The 22,929-nt window shown below is 71.4% G+C and carries 22 protein-coding genes; 8 read left to right on the top strand and 14 right to left on the bottom strand.

The features are described from left to right. Nucleotides 1-13 precede the first annotated feature (13 nt). The 3 genes from sucC to DGO_RS08090 all read left to right on the top strand — a co-directional run bounded on the left by sucC (nt 14) and on the right by DGO_RS08090 (nt 2,813). Nucleotides 14-1,171, top strand: a complete 1,158-nt coding sequence (gene sucC / locus DGO_RS08100; protein WP_014685007.1) for an ADP-forming succinate--CoA ligase subunit beta — start codon at nt 14-16, stop codon at nt 1,169-1,171. Between the two features lies 1 nt (nt 1,172). Continuing rightward, nucleotides 1,173-2,078 carry a succinate--CoA ligase subunit alpha gene (sucD, locus tag DGO_RS08095; protein WP_014685006.1) on the top strand — a complete coding sequence of 302 codons (906 nt, stop codon included), beginning with the start codon at nt 1,173-1,175 and terminating at the stop codon, nt 2,076-2,078. A 165-nt stretch (nt 2,079-2,243) separates the two neighbouring features. Continuing rightward, nucleotides 2,244-2,813 carry a hypothetical protein gene (locus DGO_RS08090; protein ID WP_014685005.1) on the top strand — a complete coding sequence of 190 codons (570 nt, stop codon included), beginning with the start codon at nt 2,244-2,246 and terminating at the stop codon, nt 2,811-2,813. 4 nt (nt 2,814-2,817) lie between these two features. Here the strand turns inward: DGO_RS08090 and bshA are convergent, their stop codons facing one another. Further along, nucleotides 2,818-3,972, bottom strand: coding sequence for an N-acetyl-alpha-D-glucosaminyl L-malate synthase BshA (bshA, locus tag DGO_RS08085; protein WP_014685004.1), 1,155 nt, complete (start codon nt 3,970-3,972; stop codon nt 2,818-2,820). Nucleotides 3,973-4,063: 91 nt separating this feature from the next. Between bshA and DGO_RS08080 the strand changes: the two genes are divergently transcribed. After that, nucleotides 4,064-4,900: a DegV family protein gene (locus DGO_RS08080; protein WP_043801637.1), complete on the top strand. Its 837-nt coding sequence runs from the start codon at nt 4,064-4,066 to the stop codon at nt 4,898-4,900. A gap of 42 nt (nt 4,901-4,942) precedes the next feature. Here the strand turns inward: DGO_RS08080 and DGO_RS08075 are convergent, their stop codons facing one another. The 8 genes from DGO_RS08075 to DGO_RS08040 form a co-directional block, all read right to left on the bottom strand. After that, nucleotides 4,943-6,148 carry a Gfo/Idh/MocA family protein gene (locus DGO_RS08075; RefSeq protein ID WP_043801635.1) on the bottom strand — a complete coding sequence of 402 codons (1,206 nt, stop codon included), beginning with the start codon at nt 6,146-6,148 and terminating at the stop codon, nt 4,943-4,945. Further along, nucleotides 6,145-7,179: a dipeptide epimerase gene (locus DGO_RS08070; protein ID WP_014685001.1), complete on the bottom strand. Its 1,035-nt coding sequence runs from the start codon at nt 7,177-7,179 to the stop codon at nt 6,145-6,147. Before DGO_RS08070 ends, DGO_RS08075 begins: the two co-directional genes overlap by 4 nt. After that, nucleotides 7,167-8,054 carry a C40 family peptidase gene (locus tag DGO_RS08065; RefSeq protein ID WP_043803526.1) on the bottom strand — a complete coding sequence of 296 codons (888 nt, stop codon included), beginning with the start codon at nt 8,052-8,054 and terminating at the stop codon, nt 7,167-7,169. The genes DGO_RS08070 and DGO_RS08065 overlap by 13 nt, the downstream gene beginning before the upstream one ends. Before the next feature lie 64 nt (nt 8,055-8,118). Further along, a complete protein-coding gene (locus tag DGO_RS08060) occupies nt 8,119-9,132 on the bottom strand; it encodes a dipeptidase (protein ID WP_145975276.1) in 1,014 nt (337 codons plus the stop codon). Beyond that, a complete protein-coding gene (locus tag DGO_RS08055) occupies nt 9,129-9,806 on the bottom strand; it encodes an HAD family hydrolase (protein WP_226991321.1) in 678 nt (225 codons plus the stop codon). The genes DGO_RS08060 and DGO_RS08055 overlap by 4 nt, the downstream gene beginning before the upstream one ends. Before the next feature lie 130 nt (nt 9,807-9,936). After that, on the bottom strand, nt 9,937-11,667 hold the full coding sequence (gene aspS / locus DGO_RS08050) for an aspartate--tRNA ligase (protein WP_014684997.1): 1,731 nt from the start codon (nt 11,665-11,667) through the stop codon (nt 9,937-9,939). Next, the gene (hisS, locus tag DGO_RS08045; protein WP_014684996.1) at nt 11,664-12,959 is read right to left on the bottom strand and encodes a histidine--tRNA ligase; all 1,296 of its coding nucleotides are present in this window, start codon (nt 12,957-12,959) and stop codon (nt 11,664-11,666) included. Before hisS ends, aspS begins: the two co-directional genes overlap by 4 nt. Before the next feature lie 101 nt (nt 12,960-13,060). After that, nucleotides 13,061-13,432 carry an IPT/TIG domain-containing protein gene (locus tag DGO_RS08040; RefSeq protein ID WP_014684995.1) on the bottom strand — a complete coding sequence of 124 codons (372 nt, stop codon included), beginning with the start codon at nt 13,430-13,432 and terminating at the stop codon, nt 13,061-13,063. A 26-nt stretch (nt 13,433-13,458) separates the two neighbouring features. Between DGO_RS08040 and DGO_RS08035 the strand changes: the two genes are divergently transcribed. Beyond that, nucleotides 13,459-14,454, top strand: a complete 996-nt coding sequence (locus tag DGO_RS08035; RefSeq protein WP_014684994.1) for a diacylglycerol/lipid kinase family protein — start codon at nt 13,459-13,461, stop codon at nt 14,452-14,454. Between the two features lie 43 nt (nt 14,455-14,497). Next, a complete protein-coding gene (locus DGO_RS08030) occupies nt 14,498-15,484 on the top strand; it encodes a tyrosine-type recombinase/integrase (protein ID WP_050920732.1) in 987 nt (328 codons plus the stop codon). Here DGO_RS08030 and lnt read toward each other — a convergent pair. Beyond that, a complete protein-coding gene (lnt, locus tag DGO_RS08025; RefSeq protein WP_043803514.1) occupies nt 15,456-16,949 on the bottom strand; it encodes an apolipoprotein N-acyltransferase in 1,494 nt (497 codons plus the stop codon). The two genes, DGO_RS08030 and lnt, sit on opposite strands and share 29 nt — an antisense overlap. A gap of 87 nt (nt 16,950-17,036) precedes the next feature. On the opposite strand from lnt, the gene DGO_RS08020 reads away from it, so the two are divergent. Beyond that, nucleotides 17,037-17,741: a metallophosphoesterase family protein gene (locus tag DGO_RS08020; protein ID WP_014684991.1), complete on the top strand. Its 705-nt coding sequence runs from the start codon at nt 17,037-17,039 to the stop codon at nt 17,739-17,741. 37 nt (nt 17,742-17,778) lie between these two features. Here the strand turns inward: DGO_RS08020 and DGO_RS08015 are convergent, their stop codons facing one another. The 3 genes from DGO_RS08015 to DGO_RS08005 are packed head-to-tail and all read right to left on the bottom strand — an operon-like array spanning nt 17,779 to nt 20,579. Continuing rightward, the gene (locus DGO_RS08015) at nt 17,779-18,951 is read right to left on the bottom strand and encodes an alanine--glyoxylate aminotransferase family protein (RefSeq protein ID WP_043801632.1); all 1,173 of its coding nucleotides are present in this window, start codon (nt 18,949-18,951) and stop codon (nt 17,779-17,781) included. Between the two features lie 54 nt (nt 18,952-19,005). Continuing rightward, nucleotides 19,006-19,827, bottom strand: coding sequence for an alpha/beta fold hydrolase (locus tag DGO_RS08010; RefSeq protein ID WP_014684989.1), 822 nt, complete (start codon nt 19,825-19,827; stop codon nt 19,006-19,008). Continuing rightward, nucleotides 19,824-20,579, bottom strand: coding sequence for an alpha/beta fold hydrolase (locus tag DGO_RS08005; RefSeq protein WP_014684988.1), 756 nt, complete (start codon nt 20,577-20,579; stop codon nt 19,824-19,826). The genes DGO_RS08010 and DGO_RS08005 overlap by 4 nt, the downstream gene beginning before the upstream one ends. A 185-nt stretch (nt 20,580-20,764) precedes the next feature. Here DGO_RS08005 and uvrC point away from each other — a divergent pair, with 185 nt between their 5' ends. After that, nucleotides 20,765-22,612 carry an excinuclease ABC subunit UvrC gene (gene uvrC / locus DGO_RS08000; protein WP_014684987.1) on the top strand — a complete coding sequence of 616 codons (1,848 nt, stop codon included), beginning with the start codon at nt 20,765-20,767 and terminating at the stop codon, nt 22,610-22,612. A gap of 78 nt (nt 22,613-22,690) precedes the next feature. On the opposite strand, the gene DGO_RS23795 is transcribed toward uvrC, so the two are convergent. Next, a complete protein-coding gene (locus DGO_RS23795; protein WP_014684986.1) occupies nt 22,691-22,858 on the bottom strand; it encodes a hypothetical protein in 168 nt (55 codons plus the stop codon). Nucleotides 22,859-22,929: the final 71 nt, after the last annotated feature.

The raw sequence follows: 22,929 nt of genomic DNA, 5'->3' as shown, positions 1-22,929 counted from the left end.
AGGGAAACAGACCGTGAAACTTCACGAGTATCAGGGCAAGGAGATTCTGCGCCAGTTTGGCGTGAACGTGCAGGACGGCAAGGTCGCCCGCACGCCCGACGAAGTGCGCGGCATCGCCCGCGAGTACGGCCAGCCGGTCGTGGTCAAGGCGCAGGTCCACGTCGGTGGACGCGGCAAGGCCGGCGGCGTGAAGTTCAGCCCCACCGAGGACAAGGCCTTCGAGAACGGCGAGAAGATCCTGGGCATGGACATCAAGGGCCTGACCGTCAACAAGGTCCTCGTGACCAAGGCCGTGGACATCGACGCGGGCACCGAGTACTACGTGGGCATGATCGTGGACCGCAACGTCCAGAGCTACACCCTCATGGCCTCGGCCGAGGGCGGTATGGAAATCGAGGAAGTCGCCGCCGCGACCCCCGACAAGATCATCAAGCACCGCGTGGACCCCGTCACCGGCCTGCGGCCCTACGAGGCGCGCGAGGTGGCGATCAAGGCCGGCTTCAAGGGCAACCTCAACAAGATCGCCGACATGATGGTCAAGATGAGCGAGGCCGCGCTGGCGCGTGACGCCGTGCTCGTCGAGATCAACCCGCTGTTCGTGGACGAGTCGGGCACCCCGCTGGCCCTGGACACCAAGTTCGAGATCGACGACAACGCGATGTACCGCCACAAGGACCTCGCCGACTGGCGCGAACTCGAAGCCGAGCACCCGCTGGAGATCGAAGCCAGCAAGTACGGCTTCGCCTACGTCAAGCTCGACGGCAACGTCGGCGTGCTGGGCAACGGCGCGGGCATCGTGATGACCTCGCTCGACGTGGTCAACCGCGCCGGCGCCAAGCCCGCCAACTTCCTGGACATCGGCGGCGGCGCCAAGGCCGACATCGTGTACAACGCCGTCAAGCTCGTCAGCAAGGACAGCGACGTCAAGGCCATCTTCATCAACATCTTCGGCGGCATCACCCGCGCCGACGAGGTCGCCAAGGGCGTCATCCAGGCCCTCCAGGACGGCATCCTGACCAAGCCGGTGCGCATGCGCATCGCCGGCACGGCCGAGGATGAGGCCAAGGCGCTGCTCGCGGAAGTGAACAGCCCCCTGATCCAGATGTACCCCACCATGTTCGAGGCCGCCGACGAGGCCGCCAAGGAAGCCAACAACGCGGAGGCCAAGTAAGATGGGCATTCTGGTCGGTAAGGACAGCAAGGTTATCGTGCAGGGCATCACCGGCCGCGAGGGCGCCAACCACGCCCGCGCGATGCGCGACTTCGGCACCCAGGTCGTCGCGGGCGTGACCCCCGGCAAGGGCGGCCAGAACTTCGAGGGCTGGCCCGTGTACAACAGCGTCGCCGAGGCCAAGGCCGCGCACGGCGCCAACGTCAGCATCATCTTCGTGCCGCCCGCCGGGGCCGCCGACGCCGTGCTCGAAGCCGCGCACGCCGGCATGCCCCTGATCGTCCTGATCACCGAGGGCGTGCCCACCGTCGACATGATGCGCGCCGTGCAGGAAGTGCGTGACCTCGACGCCAAGAGCCGCGCCCAGGGCGGCGAGGGCGTGCGCCTGATCGGCGGCAACTGCCCCGGTCTGGTGACCAACGGGGAAGCCAAGGTGGGCATCATGCCCAACCGCATCTACGAGAAGCCCGGCCGCATCGGCCTGATCTCGCGCTCGGGCACCCTGACCTATGAGGCCGCCAAGCTCCTGAACGACGCGGGCATGGGCACCTCGACCACGGTGGGCATCGGCGGCGACCCCGTCATCGGGACCACCTTCGCCGACGTGCTCCCCATGTTCGAGGCCGACCCCGACACCGACGCCGTGGTCGTCATCGGTGAAATCGGCGGTGCCGACGAGGAAGCCGCCGCCGAGTACATCGCCCAGAACATGAAGAAGCCCGTCGTGGCCTTCATCTCCGGCCGCTCGGCCCCCAAGGGCAAGCGCATGGGCCACGCCGGCGCGATCATCATGGGCGACGTGGGCACCCCCGAGAGCAAGCTTGCCGCCTTCAAGGCCGCGAACGTGCCGGTCGCCGACACCATGCCCGAGATCATCGACCTCGTCAAGCAGGCGCTGAACAAGTAATCCGGTTCTGGCGCGGCCCTGGCCCCTGGCCGGAGCCGCGCGCGGGGGCTGGGGATAGGGCGGCGGGACCGCTCCTGTCCCCAGCCCCCGCCTTCTTGCGGGTTGTGCCGCTGCGCCCTTCATCCGCCGTCACGCGGCCGTCAGACTGGCGCGTAGACTGTGGGTATGAAGCGCCGTCTGTCCGTCCTTACGCTCCTCTCGCTGGGCCTCGCGGCTCAGGCGGGGGCCCTGTCCCTGAACGGCACCGTACAGGGCGAGGTGACGCCGGACACCCGGCTGGGCGGCTGGGCCGTGACGCCCTTCGGGCAGCCGGTGCAGGAACTCGTGAGCGCGCCGGTCACGGGCGGGCGTTTCTCGCTGGCGCTGCCCGACGCCGCGCCCCCCGTCCGCGCCCAGGTGCCGGTGGACGATCGCCTGAGCTGGCCGGGCCTCATCGACCTGACGCGCGTGAGCGCCCCCGCGCAGGCCGCCGAGCTGAAGTTCTACCTCTACCGCGATACCAACGGCAGCGGCAGCCACGACGAGGGCGAACCGCTGCGCGAGGTGCGCCTGAACGTGGGCCGGGGCGGCGTGTTCGTCGTGTGGGCCAGCGCGGCCACCACCGTCACGGGCAGCCGCGACTACCAGGCGGCGCTGGAGCGCGGCTGGAACGCCCTGGTGGTGGACGTGCGCAACACCGTGCGCGTGCAGCCTTACACCCCCCAGACCACCGTGCAGATCGACCTGGGGCGATAGGGGCTCAGCAGCCCGGCGCGCCCGCCCCCTCCCGGACGGTGCGCCGGTAGGCCGCGAGGTACTGCGGCACGATCAGACCGGGGTGAAAGCGCGTGACGGCCGTCTCGCGGGCGGCGGCGCTCATGCGGGTGTAAAGGTCACGGTCGCGCAGCACGCGCAGCGCGGCGTCGGCCATCGCGTCGACGTCGCCCACATCGGCCAGGAACCCGTTCACGCCGTGCTCGACGACCTCGGGAATGCCTCCGGCGCGCGAGGCGACCACCGGCATCTCGCAGCTCATGGCCTCCAGCGCCGCCAGCCCGAAGGACTCGTTGCTGCTGGGCAGCAGGAACAGGTCGCTGATGCCCAGCACGGTCTGCACGTCGGGGAAGGACCCCAGGAACTGTGTGCGCCCGATGACGCCCAGTTCGCGCGCCAGATCGAAGGCGCGGGCGCGCTCGGGACCGTCTCCGACCATCAGGAGCCGGGCGGGCAGCTCGCTCGCCACGCGGGCGAAGACCTGCACCACGTCCTCCACCCGCTTGACCGGCCGGAAGTTGCTGACGTGCACGATGAGCGCCTCTTCCGGGTGCGCGAAACGGGCGCGCACGGCGGGGTCGGTGATGCGCACGAAGCGCCCCGAGTCCACGAAGTTGTGGATCACCTCGATCTCGCGCTGCGTGCCGAAGACCTCGCGGGTCTGCTCGGCCAGGAAGTGCGAAACGGCCGTGACGTGGTCGCTGCGCTCGATGGCATGCCGGGTGGTCTGCCGGAAGGCCGGTTCGGCCCCCACCAGCGTCACGTCGGTGCCGTGCAGCGTCGTGATGACCCGCCCGCGCCCGGTGATGGCGCGCGCGTGGTTGGCGGCGGTGGCGTGCGGAATGGCGTAGTGGGCGTGCGTGAGGTCCACGCCGTACTCCTGGATCACCTCGGCCAGCGTGTTGGCGGCGGCGAGTTCGGGGTAGGGCTGGTCGAAGAGCGCGTAGGCGAAGCTGCTGATCTGGTGGAAGTAGGGTCCCCGGAAGCCCTGGTGACCCATGAGGCGAAAGGGCATGGCGGGGCCGACGAAGTGGACCTCGTGGCCTGAGCGGGCGACCTGGAGACCCAGTTCGGTCGCGACTACCCCCGACCCGCCCGCGCCGGTGTGGCACAGCACTGCAACAGTAGGACGTTCCTGCATATCGCTGCGGAGTATAGGCCTGGCCTGTCAGGCGGCGTCCCGGCGCGGTCCTCACGCGCCACACGCCCGCGCGCCGCACCATGGGCCATCCATGCGCGTCGCCGTCGTGACCGACTCCACCTGTGACCTCAGCACGTCGGCGGCGCGTCGGCTGGGCCTGGTGATCGTGCCGCTGCGGCTCTCGCTCGTGGGTGGGGGAGCGCTGTCGCCCGACGACCCTGCTCCGGTCTATGCCCACCAGCGCGCCGGTGGCCGGGTCACGACCGCGCCGCCCGGCCCGGAGGCCTTCGCCGCGCGCTACGCCCGGCTGCTCCGGGGCTGCGACGCCATTCTGAGCGTGCATCTCAGCGGCGCGCTCTCGCAGACGGTCGGCCAGGCCCGCGAGGCGGCGGCGGGCTTCGGGGAGCGCGTGCGGGTGGTGGACAGCGGCGTGGCCTCGGTCGCCCTCGCGGAGGCGGCCCTGCGCGCCCGCGCCGCCCTGGACGCCGGGGCGGACCTGGACGCCGCCGAGGCTGCCGTCGCCCGGGCCCGCACGCACGGCCTGACCCAGTTCACGGTGCCGACCCTGGATTACCTGCGGCGGGGCGGCCGCCTGGGCCGCGTGCAGCGGTTCGTGGGCAATATGCTCGACCTGCGCCCGGTCCTGGGTTTCGGAGAGGGCCGGCTGCGGCCCCTGCGCCGCGTGCGCACCGACCAGGCCCTCGCGGAGATGCTGCTGAGTCTCGAAGACCGCTACGGCTCCGCGCCCCTGCACCTCACGGTGGCCCACGCCGGGGCCGATCCGGCGGCGCTGCTGGAACTGCGCGCCGCCGCCCTGCGCAGTCGCCTGCGCGTGGTGGGCGGCCGTGCCCAGCTCATCGGCGGGGTGATCGGCGCGCATGTCGGTCCCGGACTGTATGGCCTGGGGGCCTGCCCGGCCGATCTCTGAGGCGAAAGGGGAACCGAGGCCGGCGTCCTGCCCGGGCGCCGCCTAGTCCAGCACCTGCACCGTGCCCGAGCGCCGCGCCCGCTCGGCCGCAAAGGCGATGCGGTGCGAGTCGAGCGACTCGGCCAGCGGGGTGGGTACGTCTCCTTCGCGCCGCAGGAAGCGCAGCCACGCCGCCACCAGGGCCTCGTCGCCGCCACCGTGGTTGCCGGACGCGTCCACCTCCAGGCGCGTGACCTCGCCGCTGCGGAAGTCGTGCAGCTCCAGTTCGCCGCGCTCCATGTGGGCGCGCAGCTCGCCGTGGGTGCCGCACAGTTTGAGGGTGCGCGTGTTGTTGTGCGTGAAAGCGCTCACCGTGAGCTGCGCCGTGACCCCGCCCGCGAAGGCCACCGTCACCGTCTGGTGGTCGGGCACGTCGTTGCCCGCGTGGTACACGCAGCGCCCGTAGGGGCCCGAGGAGAGGGCGTCTTCCAGCGAGGTTCCGCCCGCCGTGAGCACCGTCACCGGCCACGCCTGCGGGTCGCGCCCGCCGTAGATGCGCCGCGCGTCGTAGGGGCACGCCGGGACCGCGCAGGCCACGCAGCGCGCCGCCGCCCCCGCCGGGGCCTCCCCGGGCCGGAAGTGGTGCAGGCCGCCTTCGCTGCTCACCCGCAGTGGGGGAGAGCCCGCGAACCAGCGCAGCAGGTCGAGGTCGTGGCTGCTCTTGGCGAGGATGAACGGCGCGGCGGGCGGCGACTGCGCCCAGTTGCCCCGTACGTAGGAGTGCGCGTAGTGCCAGAAGGCGACGTTCTCGGCCTGCACGATGCCCACCAGCCGCCCCAGCCGCCCGCTGTCCAGCACCCCGCGTACCGCCCGGAAAAACGGCGTGGCCCGCAGCACGTGGCAGACCGTCACCCGCCCGGTCGAGGCCGCCTGCGCCGCGAGCAGCCGCTCCAGGTCACGCTCGTCGGGGCACAGCGGCTTTTCGAGCAGCACGTCGTAGCCCAGCGCCAGGGCGCGCAGGCACGGCTCCATGTGGTCGCCGTCCGGCGTGGCGATCACCACCGCGTCGGCCACCCGCCCGAGCGCGAAGAAGGCGTCCGTGTCCGCGAAGCAGGCCCCGGCCGGGACGCCATGCCGCGCCGCGACCTCGGCCAGCCGCGCGGCCCTGGGCTCGGCGAGGTGGGTCACGGCGGCCCCCTGCGCCGCGAGGTGGCGCGCGTACACGTCGGCCCCCCGGTTGCCGCAGCCCAGGACCGCCACCCGGATCATCCCGCTTCGACCCCCCAGCCCGCGCCCTGGGGCCGCGCGAGGTGCCCGGCGGTCCACTCCAGCCCCCGGTACGGGTCGTCCGCGAGCAGCAGCGCCCCGTCGAGGTCGGCCCAGTCGCACAGCCCCGCGAGGTGCGCGGCGGCGGCGATCCCCAGCGAACTCTCGATCATGCAGCCCATCATCACGCCCAGGCCGTGCGCCCGCGCCAGCCGCAGGGCCTCCAGCGCCCGCAGTGGCCCCCCCAGCTTGGCGAGCTTGAGGTTCACCCCGTCGAAGGCCCCCGCCAGCGCCACGATGTCCGAGACGTGGTGCAGGCTCTCGTCGGCCACGATGGGCACCGCCGAGACGCCGCGCAGCGCCGCGTGCCCCTCCAGGTCCCCGGCCGCGAGCGGCTGCTCGACGAACTCTACGCCGGCCGCCTCCAGCACGCCCAGCATCCGGCGGGCCTGCGGGCGGCTCCACGCGGCGTTGGCGTCCACCCGCAGCGCGGCCTCCGGCGCCTCCTCGCGCAGCGCCGCGACGATCTGCTCGTCCTGCGCCGTGCCCAGCTTCACCTTCAGGACGCCGTGTCCGCGCGCGGCGGCCTCGCGGGCCTGCCGGCGCATCTCGGGCAGCGCGGCGATGGACACCGTGTAGCTGCTCTCGGGCAGCGCGCCGGGCGAGAGCCCCAGCAGCCGCCAAACCGGCAGCCCGGCGCTCCGGGCGCACCAGTCCAGCGCCGCCATCTCCAGCGCGCATTTCACGCTCGGGTGGCCCTGCGGCATCCGGGCGTCCAGCCGCGCGCGCAGGCCGTCCCAGTCCCAGGGGTCCTCCAGCGCGCCCGCGAGCAGCGGCAGCACCGCCTGCACGGTGGCGCCCGTCTCGCCGTAGAAGGCGTTCGGGGCCGACTCGCCCTGGCCGCGCACGCCCCCCGCGTCCAGCGTGACGAAGGTGCGTGGGTAGACGCTGTGTGTCCAGCGCGCGATGCCGAAGGGCTGCGCGGTGTGCAGCTCGCGCGTCTCCCAGGTCACGGCCCCGCTCACGCCGTCCACCGCCCGAAGCCCGCGCAACTCGCCCGCAGGCGCTCGCCGTACCCGCCCTCGCCCAGCGTCTCGACCGTCACGCGCATGTGCGTGGCGTTGGCATGGACCAGCCGCCGCCCGTCGAGCATGATCCCCACGTGCCCCGGAAAGAACACGAGGTCGCCGCGTTCCGGCGCCTCCACCGCCGCGAGGGCCGCCTGCTGCTGGTCGGCGTCGCGTGGCAGGTCCCGGCCGCAGGCCGCGTAGGCCAGCCCGCTCAGCCCCGAGCAGTCCAGCCCCCAGGCGCTGCGCCCGCCCCACACGTAGGGCGTCTCCAGCAGCCACAGCGCGAAGTCGGCCGGGTCCGTGACCGCCAGCGGCGCGAAGGCCACCTCCTGCACCCAGGCCGCCTCGCCCCCGGCCAGCCGTACCGGGACCCAGCGCCTGTGTTCCTCGGTCACGACCTCGCCAGCCGCGCGCCACACCCGCGCGCCCAGGCACAGCTCGCCCACGACCGGCCGGCTCACCTTCGGCCCCGCGAAGGCGTGCGCCCGCAACGCCGTGACCTCCAGCGCCTCGCCCTGCGGCGCGCGGTCTAGCAGCGTGCCCTCCGGCACCCAGCCCAGATAGCCGTCGCGGCGGGTGCGGACCCGCACCCAGTCCTGTCCGCCCACGCCGGTCCCGGTCCACAGGCGCTCCAGCGCCTCGCCGGGCAGCGCCTCGGTCACCTGCGCGCTGTCCATGTCGGGCCGGGCCCGCAGGCTCAGGCGGGCCGACCCCGCCCACACCGGCTGCGGGGCGACGAAGGTCCAGTCTCCGCCCTCCACCCGGTCCCGCAACGCCTCCTCGGCCAGCCGCCGCGCCGGATCGGCCGCGTGCTGACGCGTATCGAAACTGTTGTTCACGGCGCCCACTCTAGAACAGTTCTCCGGAAGTCGCCCCCCGCCCGGTCAGCTCCGGCCCTGGAGGTCAGCCCAGCGCCCCCAGCAGCCAGCGTGCCCAGTTTCCGCCCGCCACCCCCGCACGGGCCTCGGCGGGCAGGTGGTCCAGCAGTCCCGGCACGTCGGCGTAGCGCCCGATCCCCAGCGGCGTCTTCTCGGCCCCGAAGCCCCCGTCGAGGTCGCTGCCCAGGCCGACGTGCTCCCAGCCGACGAGCCGGGCGTAGTGCCGCGCGTGCTCCAGCACGGCCTCCGGCGGCACGCGCACCGTGTCGCCCACCCCGGCGCGCAGGAAACGGCTGAGCAGCACCAGTCCGATGACCCCGCCCGAGGCCGCCACCGCGCGGGCCATCTCGTCGGTGAGGTGGCGGTTGCCCGGCACCAGCGCGCGGCTGTTGGCGTGCGTGGCGATCAGTCGGGGAGGCGCTTCCATGACCCCCTCGAAGGCCGCGTCGTCGAGGTGCGAGAGGTCGAGCGTCATGCCCAGGTCGCGCATCGCCGCGACAAGGTCGCGCCCGGCGCCGGTCAGCGGTCCCGGCGCGTCGGTGCCCCCGGCGTAGCGCGTGGCTCCCCACGCCGGTCCGATCACCCGCACCCCGGCCCCGACCCAGAAGGGCAGGTCGTCCGCGTCGCGTACCGGATCGGCTCCTTCCATCAGCAGGACCAGGCCCAGCGGCCCAGCGCCTTCGGGCGCGGCGAGGACCTCCCGCAGGGCCGCCGCGTCCGTCAGGAGCCGCACATGGCCCGCGTCCTCCCAGCGGCGGTACTGGTCGAGCTGCTCGAGCGCCTGCCGCCGCGCCCCCGCGTGGTCGCGGTAGCCCTCGCCGCTCAGCTCGCCGGCCCCGGCCGGCAGGGCGAACAGGGTGGCGAAGGCGGCGCGCACCCCCGCCGCCCGCAGCTCGGGAAAACTGACCGTGGCGGTCTGTCCCTCTACCGGGTCGGCTGCCCGCAATCCGTCCAGGGGCAGGGTCAGGTCGCGGCCCAGCCCGGCGTTGTAGGCGAGGTCCAGATGCCCGTCGAGGATGGGCCAGGGCCGGGCGTTCACCGGGCCGCCAGGGGCAGCACCGCGCGCAGGTCGTGCAGCGCGCCCGGCGTCTGCCCGCGCAGGTCGATCAGCTCGGCGCGCATGCCGACCGCCCGCGCGCCCGCGATGTTCTCGGCCTTGTCGTCGATGAACAGCACCTCGTCCGGCCTGATCCCCAGGGCGTCTGCGGCCAGCAGGAAGGCCTGGGCCTCGGGTTTGTGGACCCCCAGCGTGCAGGTCGCCAGCGCCACGTCCACGAGATCGTCCAGGCCGACCGCGCTCAGCGTCCGCCCGATGCTCGGCAGGGTATTGCTCAGAACCCCGATCTTCAGGCCCCGGTTGCGCAGTTCGCCCAGCACGTCGCGCGCGCCCTCGACCGGCTTCATGTACCGCTCGTAGGGAAAGGCCGCCATCAGGTCCGGCGCGGCCGAAGGGGGAAGGCCCAGCCGCTCTACCAGTTCCAGGCCGTACTCGGTCCAGAACTGCGCCTCGTCCTCCTCGCTGCGCAGGTGCCACCACCCGAAGGCCCGTTCCTCCCACTGGGCCTGCAGGGCCCGCCCTACGGCCCTGGGGTCGAGACCGAAGTGGCCTGCTGCCCACAGCGCCGCCTCGCGGTATACCGACGGGTCGGTCCAGGCAATCGTATCGTCGCGGTCGAACAGCACGGCGCGCAGGGGCAGAGACGCTTCACTCACGTCCCGCAGTTTAGTCAGAAGGCGCAGAAGACCCAAATTCAGAGGAAATCAAAAATTCACGATCTAGTTTGCTCGTGAATAGATTCACTTAGTGTTCTGACAAATATGGGAGCTGAATGCCCCCATATCCTTATTCTCCAGCCAACACCGCCACCCCGACCTCCGCGAGTTGCGGCGCGTCCACAACCGAGGGCGCCCCCGCCATGAGGTCCGCACCCCGGTTGTTCTTGGGGAATGCGATGACCTCACGGATGCTCGCGGCCCCGGCCATCACCATGATCAGGCGGTCGAAACCCCAGGCGATGCCGCCGTGCGGGGGCGTGCCCGAGGCCAGCGCGTCGAGGAAGAACCCGAACTTTTCGCGGGCGTCCGCGTCGCTCATGCCGATGGCCGCGAACATCTTTGCCTGCACCTCGGGGTCGTGGATCCGGACGCTGCCGCCGCCGACCTCGAAGCCGTTGAGCACGAGGTCGTAGGCCTGCGCGCGGATCTCGCCCTGGCGCGCGGTGCCGAACAGCGCCACGTCGTCCGGGTGCGGCGCGGTGAAGGGGTGGTGCATGTAGGTCCACGACGCCGAGTCCTCGTCGTAGTCCAGTTGCGGAAAGTCCACGACCCAGGAAACGTGGAAGGCCGGCCCGGCGGCCGCGAGGCCGAACAGGTCACGCAGCGCGAGGCGCACGGCCCCGAGCGCCGAGACGGCCTTTTTCCACTCGCCCGCCGCGAAGAGCAGCGTGCCGCCCTCGGGGACGCCGGTGCGGGCGATCAGCTCGGGGGCCAGGTCGCCCACGAACTTGCTGATGCCGCCCGTGAAGCCCTTGCCCTCGCGGCGCAGCCACGCCAGCCCGCCCGCGCCGTTCTGCTTGGCGACGCGTTCGAGTTCGTCGATCTGCTTGCGGGTCAGCTCGGGGGCGACGATGGCCTTGACGCTCGCCGCCGAGGCGAAGGCCTTGAAGCCGCCGCCCGCGAACAGGTCCGTCATCTCCGCGAACTCCAGCCCGAAGCGCAGGTCCGGCTTGTCCGAGCCGTAGCGGTCCATGGCGTCCTGGTAACTCAGGCGCGGAAAGGGGAGAGGCAGCTCCACCCCCAGCACCTCGCGGAACACGTGGGCCATCAGGCGCTCCTGAAGCTCCAGCACGTCGTCCTGCTCGACGAAGCTCATCTCCATGTCGAGCTGCGTGAAGTCGGGCTGGCGGTCGGCGCGCAGGTCCTCGTCGCGGAAGCAGCGCGCGAGCTGGTAGTAGCGGTCGAAGCCCGCGATCATCAGGAGCTGCTTGAACAGCTGCGGCGACTGCGGCAGCGCGTAGAACTCGCCCGCGCTCAGGCGGCTGGGCACCAGGAAGTCGCGTGCGCCCTCGGGGGTGCTGCGCGTGAGCATCGGCGTCTCGACCTGGACGAAGCCCTCGGCCTCCAGGAACGCCGTCACGGCCGCGACCGCCTTGCTTCGCAGCATCAGCGCGCGCTGCATCTCGGGGCGGCGCAGGTCGAGGTAGCGGTATTTCAGGCGGATGTCCTCGGCCACCTGGTCGCCCTTGTCGAGTTCGAAGGCCGGGGTTTTGGCCGCGTTGAGCACCTTCACGCGCGCGGCGATGACCTCATAGTCGCCCAACCCCCCCTTGCGCTGACTTTCCGGGCGCAGCTGGAACCGGCCCTCGACCTCCGCGACGTACTCGGCGCGCAGCTGGTCGGCCTCGGCGAAGGCGGCCGAGTCCGGCTCGACCTGCACCTGCACCACGCCGGAGCGGTCGCGCAGCTCGATGAAGATCAGGCCCCCGAGGTCGCGGCGGCGGTTGACCCAGCCTTGCAGGGTCACGGTCTGGTCGCTGTACGGCGCGAGCTGGCCGATGAGGGCGGTGCGTTTCATGCGTTCTCCTGTTCCAGAAAAGTCTTGAGATCGGCGAGCGCCACGTCCTGCTGGGCGCCCGTGCCGAGGTGCTTGAGTTTCAGGACGCCGCGTTCCTGCTCGTCGCTGCCGATCACGGCGGCGTAGCGGGCGCGGCGGCGCTCGGCGTCGCGAAAGGCGTTGCCGGGTTTCTGCGGGCGGTAGGCGAACTCGACCCGTGCGGCGGCGCGCGCCTCCTGGGCCACCTTCGCGGCGAAGGCCACCTGGGCGTCTTCCATCGCGGCGAGGTACAGCAGTGGGCCGTCCCCGGCCGGCAGGGCCACGCCCTCGGCCGCCAGCGCGATCAGCAGCCGCTCGATGCCGAAGGCCCAGCCGATGCCCGGCACCATCGGCCCGCCGAGCTGTTCGGCCAGCCCGTCGTAGCGCCCGCCCCCGCCCAGGGCCGACTTCGCGCCGACACCCTCGTGGTGCAGTTCCCAGGCGGTGCGGCGGTAATAGTCCAGCCCGCGCACGATGCTGGGGTCCACGTCGTAGGCCACCCCCCAGTCGTCAAGGTAGGCGCGCACCTGCGCGAAGTGCGCCGCCGCCGCCTCGCCCAGCGAATCGAGCATGGGCCGCACGTCCAGCTCGCGGATGAGGTCCTGGTCCTGGGCGCTCTTGGAGTCCAGGATCCGCATGGGGTTGCGCTCCAGGCGGTCCTTGCTGTCGTCCGAGAGCCGTTCCAGGTGCGGCGTGAACAGCCCGCGCAGGTAGGCGTTGTAGGCTTCGCGGTCCTCGGGGTCGCCGATGCTGCCGAGCTTGACCCGTACGCCCTTCAAGCCCAGCTCGCGCACGACCCCGACCATCAGGGCGATGGCCTCGGCGTCCACCAGGGCGCCCTCGGCGCCCAGCACCTCGTAGTCCACCTGATGGAACTGGCGCAGGCGTCCTTTCTGAACGTTCTCGGCGCGGAACATCGGGCCGTGCGTCCAGAGCTTCAGGGGCGCGGGCAACTGCTTGAGCCCGGCCTGGAGGTAGGCGCGCACGATGCCCGCCGTGCCCTCGGGGCGCAGGATGAAGCCGCCGTGGTCCCCGAAGTAGGTGACGGTGAACATCTCCTTGCGGACGATGTCGGTGCTGCCGCCCACGCCACGCTTGACGAGTTCGGCGTCCTCGAAGATGGGCGTGGCGATGAACTGCGCGCCCGCGCGCTCCAGCACCCGCCGGGCCACGTCCTGAATGTGGGTGAAGGCCGAGGCCTGGGTGTCGAGACTGAGTTTCGGACTGCCCTCCGGCAGCAGGTCCTGGGTGCCCTTGGGGCGTTGGATCGCCATAACCCCAAGAGTTTACCCGCCCGGCGCGTTCAGGACGCGCTGCGGGCGGGCAGATAAGGCAAGAGGCGCAGGGGAAAGGGCGCCCGTGTGGGCCGACTGGCCTACTGCCGGACGCTGTAGGGCAGCCCGTTGGCCGACCGCCTGCCCCCGACCTCCACGAACAGCCACGACCCGCCGACGGGGGCATTGTCGGGAATCGTCAGCACGATCTGGCTGTCGGTCCAGGACTGCACGGCCGCCGCCGGCACCGCGTAGCCGCCCTGGCCGTCCTCGGTGACGCCCATCAGCACGCGGCCGGTGGCCGGGCCGCCGAGATACCGGCCCTGGATGGTCAGCGTGCCGCCGCGCGCCGCCGCCTCCGACACCTTGACGAGCACGGGCGCGACCGTGACTCCGGCGACGCTGCCGGTGCTCGGCGCACAGGACGCGAGCGCTCCGGCGAACAGTAAAGAAGCGAGAAAGATCCGTTGCATGGCTGAGCCTCCGTGCCGGCAGTGTAATGTCGGCTCAAATGCAGGGTCAAACTCCCCCCCCCGATGTGCAGAATTCCGCGCCCGCCTCCTCGCCCACGCCCGCAGGCGACCTGCGCCGGGTCCTGGTGGTCTTCAACCCGAAAAGCGGTCAGGGCGACAGCGGCCTGCCCGCCTTCGTGCAGGGCCTGCGCGCCGCCGGCCTGGAGGTCGTCGAGCGCGAACTGGAAAAGGACATGCCGATGGAGTCCTACGTCGAGGACCTCGAAAGTTTCCACACCCTCGTCGGGGCCGGGGGCGACGGCACCGTCAGCAGCCTGGCCTACGCCGCGCGCTACCGCAACGTGCCCCTGCTGGCCTACCCGGCCGGCACCGCCAACCTGATCGCCCAGAACCTCGACCTGCCCAAGGACCCCGAGGGCCTGGTCGGCGTGGTGCTCGCCGGACACGCCCTGCGGCTCGACATGGGCGAGGTCGAGGTGCGCGGCGAGAAGAAGGGCTTTTGCATGCTGGCGGGGGCGGGCGCCGACGCCGCCATGATCCGCGACAGCGAGGACCTCAAGGAGCGCTTCGGGGCCCTGGCCTACGCCATCAGCGCCATGCGGCAGCTCAACCCCAAGAAGACCACCTTCAACCTCAAGATCGACGGCCAGGAGCGCAGTTTCGAGGGCATCGGCGTGATGGTCGCCAACCTGGGCATGGCGAACTACCGCCTGCCGATCACCAGCGACATCAGCCCCAGCGACGGCCGCTTCACCGTCATCCTGATGCAGGCCGGGAACATCCTGCGCCTGCTGCCCAACCTGCTCGACTCGGTGCGCGCCAAGCTGAACCTGGGCGACCCGCTGTTCAGCAGCAACCTCGAAACCATCGAGGCCCGCGAGGTGCAGGTGGACGCGACCGAGCCGTTCCCGCTGCAATACGACGGGGAGCTGCACGTGGAAACCACGCCGTTCACCGCCCGCATCCTGCCCGGCGCCCTCCGGATGCTGACGCCGGTGAAGGCCGGCGAACTGGAGACCTGAGCGAAACAGACCACGCCGTTGATAAGGCTTGTTATCATCGGGCATGTCTGATCATGCGCCCGCCTCGGCCCTGGCCCCGTACATCGGCGACCGCCTGAGCGAGGCCCGCAGCTGGGCGGGCCTGAGCGACGCCTCCCTGCGGGTCCGGGCCGTCACGGCCGCGCGCGACAAGAACGCCGCCGAACTCTGGGCGCTGACCCAGGCCTATCTGACGGCCGACACCAGCGCCGGGGTGCGCACCAGCCCCCACACCCTGCGCGCCTACCGCAAGGGAACCGAGGTCCTGCTCGCCCACGCCTCGGCCCACGCCTGGAACCTGCTGCACCCCGGCCACCGCGAGCCGGGGGTGTATGTGGCCTCGCTCAGCGCCTCGGGACTCAAGCCGGCGACGGTCATGGCGCGCGTCGCGGCGGCTTCGGCCCTGTACCGGGCGCTACGCTGGGCGGGCGCGACCGACGCCGATCCCTTCGCCGATGTAAAGCGACCCAAGGACCGGACCAAGGGCATCGTCAAGAACCCGCCCTACCGTCAGGATTTCGTGGGGGCCATGCTCGCCCAGGCCGATGCCCAGGAGCAGGTGCTGCTGCTGCTGCTCGCGCACGGTGGTCTGCGCATCGCCGAGGCCCTGGCCCTGACCTGGGCGGACCTCGACCTGGGGCGCCGGCGCCTGCTGGTGGCCCACGGCAAGGGCGACAAGGCCCGCTGGGTCCCGCTCAGCGCCCGGCTCCGGGAAGCGCTGGAGGGCTGGCAGGCCCAGGTGCCGGCGCTGCCCCAGACCCCGGTGCTGACCTTCCGGGCCTACTCCAGCGCCTACGAGCGGCTCCAGAAGGTGGCGCTGCGGGCCGGGATGGAACACGAGTTCCGGGGCTTCCACGCCGGACGCAAGTACGCCGGCACCCAGCTCTACGCCGCGACGAAGGACTTCACCCGTGTGGCCGGGTTCCTGGGGCACGAACAGGTGGACACCACCCGGCGCTACGTCGAACTGCCGGAGGACGACCTCAACGACGTGGTAGAGCACTTCCGGTGACAGGTGGGCTGGTCCGCCGCCCCACCCCCCAGCCCAGGACGACCAGCAAGGCCGCGAGCAGCAGGGCCGGCACGTGCCCGAGCCGTACGAACAGGGTCTGGCCACTCAGCAGGCGGGGCCGCACGTGCAGGGTCTGGACCCCCTCCCCCGCCGCGACGGTCACCACCGGCCGGCCCAGGTCGTCCACCGCTCCGGCCACGCCGTCGTTCACGCTGCGCACCAGCCAGCGCCGGGTCTCGATGGCGCGTACCCGGCCCATCCAGAAGTGCTGCGACACGCCCCAGCCGTTGTACCAGCCGTCGTTGCTGGGGTTGACGAGGACCTGCGCTCCCTGCCGCACGAGGTCGCGTGCCACCCAGGAAAAGACGCTGTCGTAACAGATGTATGTACCGTAGAGAATGCCCTGAAGAGAGAGCGGGCGGATGCTCTGTGCAGGTGGAATAGGGGCCAGATCAATATTCAGCGTTCGCTCGATCAAGCCATACAACGGACGTAGGGGTCCCGAATACAGCGGGAAATACTCTCCGAACGGCACCAGGCGGGCCTTCTCGCTACGGCTGAGGATGGTGCCGGCCGCGTCCACACTCACCGCCACGTTCCGCCGAGGCTCATCTCCAACCGCAGGCGTGCCCAAACCGGTGATACCCGGACCCGGAAAGGCCGGAATCTGCGGCTGGCCGGGAAACGCCGAGGTCGCCGTCTCGCTCCACACGACCACCTCGCCGGGCTGCCGGGCGGCTGTGGTCGCCTGAAGGAGCGTGGAAAACTGCTGTTCCGGACGGAGGCTCCCCACCGCCCGTGCGAAGGTGTCGAAGTCCGAACGCATGACCAGCATGGGCTGGGTTGGCCCCTCGCCGGGGGTGCGGGTCAGGCCGTAGCCCAGCGCGGCGAGCCAGACCACCGCGGCGGCCAGCAACGGCGCACGCTGTCCCCGCGCCGCCTGCACGAGCGCCGCCGCCGCCCCCGTGATCAGCAGGCTGCACAGCAGCACCCCGCCCAGGTCGGCCACCTGGATCAGCGGCGTGGGGAGCAGCACCGACCCCAACGTCGGCCAGGGAAAGGCCAGCGGCCCCAGCGTGCGCAGCCACTCGAGCAATACCCAGCCCCCGGCCAGTGCCCACACCCGCCCGGCCGGACTCGGCGTGACACGGCAGGCCAGATAGGCCATCACCGCGAAGAAGCCGCCCTCCAGCACGTAGAGCAGCCCCGCCAGCGCGCCGAGGGGCGGCAGCCCGAACAACGCGACGAGAAAGGGCACCAGCCACCACAGGTGAACGGCGCTCAGGGCCGTGACCCCCGCCAGCATCCGCGCCGCGCCCGCCCGGGCCGTCGGCGCGCTCGCCACCAGCCACAGCAGCGCGGCCAGGGGCAGCGGCGCGAGAATCCCGGTGGGCAGCGGCGGCAGGGTCAGGGCCAGCAGGACACCGCACAGGGCGGCGAGCAGGGCGGGGGAAACGCGGGGCACGTCCGGGATCATAGCGGGGCCGCGCCCCTGCCGCCGCTGCCCGTGGGGGATGCGTGGGCGGCCGCTTTGGCTTACCATGAGGGTACTTTGAGGATCGCCTTCATCAGTGACTTACACGGCAACATCCATGCCCTGACTTCGGTTCGGCGCTTTCTGGCCGAGCAGATCGTCAGTCAGGTCGTGGTGGTCGGGGACCTGGTGGGCTACGGGGCGTCGCCGGGGCCGGTCATCGACTTCGTGCGCCGCGAGGACTGGAAGGTCGGGCTGGGCAGCAGCGACCTGCGGGTGGCCCTGAGCTTCGGCGAGCGCGCTGGGCGCAAGGGCGTCGCCGACCAGGTGTTGCAGTGGACGCAGGGAACGCTGCTGCCCGAGCAGCTCGAATACCTGCGCCGCCTGCCGACCGGTGGGCGCCTCATGACCCCGGTGGGCCGCGTGCGGTACTTCCACGGCAGTCCCCACGACCCCGAAGGCCGCGTGGACCTGATGGCCCCAGAGGCCGAACTCGAGACGCTGGCCGACAGTATGGGCGCGCGCGTGCTGGTGGTGGGGGGCACGCACGTTCCCTTCACGCGCACGGTGGGCGACACGGTGTTCGTGGACCCCGGCAGCGTGGGCCTGAGCCTGAACCACGAACCCGGGGCCGACGTGGCGATCGTGGACTGCTCGGGCCGGCGGCCCAAAGTGTCGCTGCACAAGGTGCCCTACGACTACTCGTCGAGCGCCTTCGACATCATGGCCTGGAACCTGCCCCCGGTCATCGCCGACGTGATCCGCAGCGGCAAGATGGAATGAGGAGCGCGGGGCGGTCCCTGGCCCCTCCCCCGCCCGCCTAGGCCAGGGCCGGCTGCGTCTCTTCGGGCATCAGGGCGCCGAGCGCCTCCTCGTAGCGGCGCACCAGGCCCGGCTCGCCCAGCAGGTCCTGCAGGGCCACCATCAGGGCGCGGTAGGGCGCGGGGCGGGCCGACTCGCCCATCAGGCCCAGGCGCCAGATGACGCCCGCCGTCGGTCCGAGACCCCCGGTCACGCTGATCTCACGCTCCCGCAGGGCCTTGCGCACGCCCGCGTCGTCGAAGCCCTCGGGCAGCCGCAGCGCCAGCACGGTGGGCAGCCGGTCCTCGGGGCGGCGCACATAGTGCGAGAACCCCAGGGGCGCGAGCGTGCGCTCGATGACCTGCCCCATTGCCCGGACGCGGCGCTGCCGGCGCTCCAGGCCTTCGTCCAGGGCGGCGCGCAGGGCGGCGTGAAAGGCGAAATGCAGGTTGACCGGCACGGTGTGGTGGTAGGTGTGGTCCACCCAGTAGTCGCGCAGGCCTTCGAGGTCGCAGTACCACAGCGGCGTGGGGCTGCGCCGGGCGGCGAAGCGGGCGAAGGCGCGCTCGCTCACCGCGATAGGCGCGAGGCCGGGAGGCGCCGAGAGGCACTTCTGCGCGCCGGTATAGGCGTAGTCCACGCCCCAGTCCTGCATGTGGAAGGGCTCCATCCCGGCGGTCGTCACCGCGTCCACGGTGAGCAGCGCGCCGCTGCCACGCACGAGTTCGGCGATCTCGGGCACGGGGTTCAGGACGCCGGTGCTCGTCTCGCCGTGCACGACCGCGACCATGTTCACGCCGTCGAGGTGCGCGGCCACGTCGGCGGGGTTGATCGCCTCGCCCAGCGGCGCGGTGACCAGACGTACGCGGGCGCCGTAGCGCGCGGCCATCTCGGCCATGCGGCGGCCGAAAGAACCGTTGGCGCACACCAGCACCTCGTCGCCCGCCTCGACCAGATTGGCGAAACCCGCCTCCATGCCCAGCGAACCGGTCCCGGCCAGCAGGGCCGTGAAGGCCTCGGGCTCGGTGCCGTACATCACCCGCAGGTCCTGCTGGATCTCGCGGTTCAGCGCGAACACCTCCGGGTCCATGTGCCCCAGCATCCCGCGCATGAGTGCCCGCATGGCCTTGGGGTGGATCGGGGTCGGGCCGGGCGTGAGCAGCACATGGTGGTCGTGGGTCTCCTCGAACATGAGGAGAAGTCTATCACCTCGGCGTTTTTTGGCAACTTTATTGCTGGATCAAGGCTATTCCGGTAAGTTGCCGCAATTAAGTTGCTCAAAGTGGCCTATAGGCGCCGTATCCGGACCTTCGACCCACTGGAGGAACTCGAGGGCGGAGGCGGCGATGGTCTTCGGGAAGGTGTCGGTGACGGCGTGGGTGCCGCCGGGCACGACCCGCACGACCGCCTCGGGGATTTCGCGCCGGATTTCGCGGACGGTCCACGCCCGGATGACGGGATCGCGGTCGCCGTCGATGAGCAGGGTGGGCACCCGTACCCGGCGCAGCAGCGGCCCGGTGTTGTGGCGGCGCTGGTCGGCGGCGAGGCTCAGCATCCGGACCGGGCCGACGCGGCCATAGGCGCGCAGGCCGGGGATAAGGAGGCCCAGCCGCTCGCGGGGGAGGTCACGCGCCAGCCGGAACAGCTGCGCGGGCACGTTGGGGTTCTCGGGAATGCCGGTGGGGGCGGCGGCGATGAGGGCCGTGGTGCAGTGGGGGTAGCGCGCGGCGAGGTCGAAGATCACCTCGCCCCCCAGCGAGTGCCCCAGCAGCGGCGCGCAGCGCAGCCCGCTCGCCTCGAGCCACGCGGCGAGGTGATCCGTGAGGTCGCGGATGGTCCGGGGATAGCCGGGGGCGCCCTCGCTGGCGCCGTGGCCGGGCGGGTCGTAGACGTATACACGGCGTTTCAGGGAAAGCTCGCGGGCCAGCCGGACATACATCCACGAGGCGCAGCCCAGCCCCGGCACGATCACCAGGGGCGGGCCCTCGCCGCGCACCCAGGCGTGGGTCCGCAGGCCCCGCACGGTGGTGTAGTGCGGCTGACCGGCAGGTGCCGTCCGGCCGCTCACACCCGGTTCTCCGGAGCCGCGCCCGCGCCGGGACGCCGCAGGAAATCGAGCACCGCCGCATTGAACTCCCTGGGGGCGTCCACCATGACCACGTGCCCGGCGCGGGGCAGTTCGCGGTATTCGGCCCCGGGAATGGCGGCGGCGAGTTTACGCCCGAGTTCGACCGGCACGAGGGCGTCGCGCCGGCCCCAGATGACCAGCGTGCGGATGTCCAGCGCGGGCAGCAGTTCGGCCACGCTGTCGCCCAGCAGACTCACCGCGCTGCGCCACAGGTTGGGCAGCCCCGCCCGCACCGAATCGGCCAGGATGCGCGGCAGGAAGGCGGGGCGGCCCGTGAGGGTGGCGCGCGGCAGCTTCAGCGCGACGCGCACGGGGTTCCCTGCCAGCAGGCCGCTGGCGCAGGCCAGGACCAGGGCATCGACCCGGCCGCTCTTGAGGGCGGCGACCCGTACGGCGATCTGGCCGCCCATACTGTGGCCGACGACGGCCGCGCCGCGCAGGTCCAGCGCCTCCATCCAGTGGGCGATGAGTTCGGCGTTCTCCTGCACGCCCAGCGTGCGCTGTCTGCGGGCGTGGCCGTAGCCCGCGAGGTCCAGCGCGTAGACCCGGTATTCGGCTGCCAGTGCGGGCACATTGTGCCGCCACCAGTGCGCCGAACCGCTCAGGCCATGGATGAGCACCACCGGTTCTCCCCTGCCGGACACCTCGTAGCGCAACTTTGCCCCACCGTACTGGAATTCCTCGGACCGCACCCGCCGAGCATAGAGGGCGCTGGAGGTAGCCGAGTCGAGGCCACAAGGAAGCAAAAAGAGAAAAGAATCAGGATTAGTAAGTGAATAGTTTCACGAGTAATCCGAGTCGTGATTTTTGGCTTTGGTTTTTCGAATTCGTGCTGTTCGATCCGGTCGTGCCGGTTCCGGAAGCCTATGCTGGGCACGTGCATTTCGACGACCTGCCCGTCCTGCCCACCACCCCCGGCGTGTATATCTTCCGCAAGGGTGGCGTGCCGATCTATATCGGTAAGGCGAACAACCTGCGCTCACGGGTCGGGCAGCACTTCAAGGCAGGCGGCAAGAGCGGCAAGTTCACGGCACTGGCCGAGTCGCTGGAATTCATCACCGCCAGGAACGAGGTCGAGGCGCTCATTCTCGAGGCCAACCTCATCAAGCAGCACCGCCCGCACTACAACGTGCTGCTCAAGGACGACAAGCACTACCCCTTCCTGAAGCTGACGAACGAACCCTTCCCGATGCTCGTCGTCACGCGGCGGGTTCTCAAGGACGGGGCGAGCTACTACGGCCCCTACCCCGACGCCTCGGCGGTGCGGCGGGTCAAACACCTGATCGACACCATGTTCCCGCTGCGCAAGAACTCGGGGCTGCCCATGCAGCACAAGCCCCGGCCCTGCCTGAACTACCACATGGGGCGCTGCCTCGCGCCGTGCATTGACGCCGCCGATCCGGAGACCTACGCCCGCGTGGTGGACGACGTGAAGGGGCTGCTGGAGGGCCGCGCCGGGCACGTCGTCACCCGGCTGCGCGAGGATATGGGCGCGGCGGCGCGCGGACAGGATTTCGAGCAGGCGGCGCGGCTGCGCGACCGCGTGGCGGCGGTCGAGAAACTGTTCGGGACCGAGCAGCACGCGTTTGTCAGCGACGAGACCGACCTGGATTTCCTGGGTGTGGCGCAGGCGGGCGAGTACGCGATGGTACAGCTGTTCCGGATGCGCGGCGGGCGGGTCGTGGGGCGCGACAAGCGGTTCCTGACCGGCGCCGAGGAGAGCGGCGCGGGCGAGATCATCGAGGCCTTCGTGCAGGACTACTACACCCAGGCGACGCACGTCCCCCCGCTGATCCTGCTGCCCGCCGATTTCGAGGACACGCCGGTCTGGAGCCGGTTCCTGTCGGACCGGGCCGGCCGGCGCACCGAGATGCGCACGCCCAAGCGCGGCGACAAGGTGGACCTCGTGGACATGGCGCAGCGCAACGCGCAGACGGGCCTGGAGTCCGAACTCGCGCTGCTGGAGCGCCGGGGCGACCATCCGGGACTCGACGCGCTGCGCGAGGTCCTGGCGCTGCCCGAGCGGCCCTGGCGCATCGAGGGCTACGACAACTCCAACCTCTTCGGCACGAACATCGTCTCGGGGATGGTGGTCTTCGAGGGCGGGCGCTCACGCCGGGGCGAACACCGCCGCTTCAAGGTCAAGGGGCTGGACCACCCCGACGACTACACCTCCATGCGCCAGACGATCACGCGGCGCTTCACGGGCAGCCTGTCGGACAAGCTGCCGCTGCCGGACCTGCTGCTCATCGACGGGGGGCGCGGGCAGGTGAACGCGGCGCTCGACGCGCTGAAGGAGGCCGATGTCCGGATTCCGGTCGTGGGCCTCGCCAAGCGCGAGGAGCGGCTGATCCTGCCGGGGCGCTACGGGGCGCAGTGGTGGCTGGACGGCGGCAGCGAGGTCGGCGTGGACCGCGAGCTGCTGCTGCCGCACACGCACCCGGCGCTGCGGATGCTGATCGAGGTGCGCGACGAGGTGCACAACTACGCCGTGAGCTACCACCGCAAGCTGCGCGGCGAGGGGATGCTGCGCAGCGTCTTCGACGACCTGCCGGGCATCGGGCAGAAGCGCAAGGACGCGCTGCTCGAGCACTTCACCAGCCTGGAGGACCTCGCGGCCGCGCCGGTCGAGCAGATCGCCGCCGTGCCGGGCATGACCGCCCGCGCGGCGCAGAGCGTCAAGACCTTCTTGCAGGAGCGGGAGCAGAACGCGGCGCTGGGATGAGCCGACCTCCGCCGCCCCGCAAGGAAACGCCGCCCACTTCTTCTGGAAGGGGCGGCGCGGGTTCGGAGCGGGCAGGGATCATGCGGGCTTGGGGTGCAGGCGGGTGCGGGTCCAGGGCCAGCGGAAGGTGGGCCGGAGGGGCGTGGGCTGCGCGGCGCGGGCCTGACGGTCGCGCGCGGCTTCCTGACGCATGTCGGCGGCGCGCTGGGCGGCGAAGGTGAGCTCGAAATGGAAGGTGGGGTTCATGTGCAGTCCTTCGGGCACGCCGCTGCCGGGGGCAGAAGGGGTCGGCTGGCCCTGAGGACATGGTGCGCCGC

The organism is Deinococcus gobiensis I-0, assembly GCF_000252445.1.
Taxonomy (GTDB): domain Bacteria; phylum Deinococcota; class Deinococci; order Deinococcales; family Deinococcaceae; genus Deinococcus; species Deinococcus gobiensis.
Note: the sequence above shows the minus strand (reverse complement) of the source record. Positions and strands in the feature narration are given on the sequence as shown.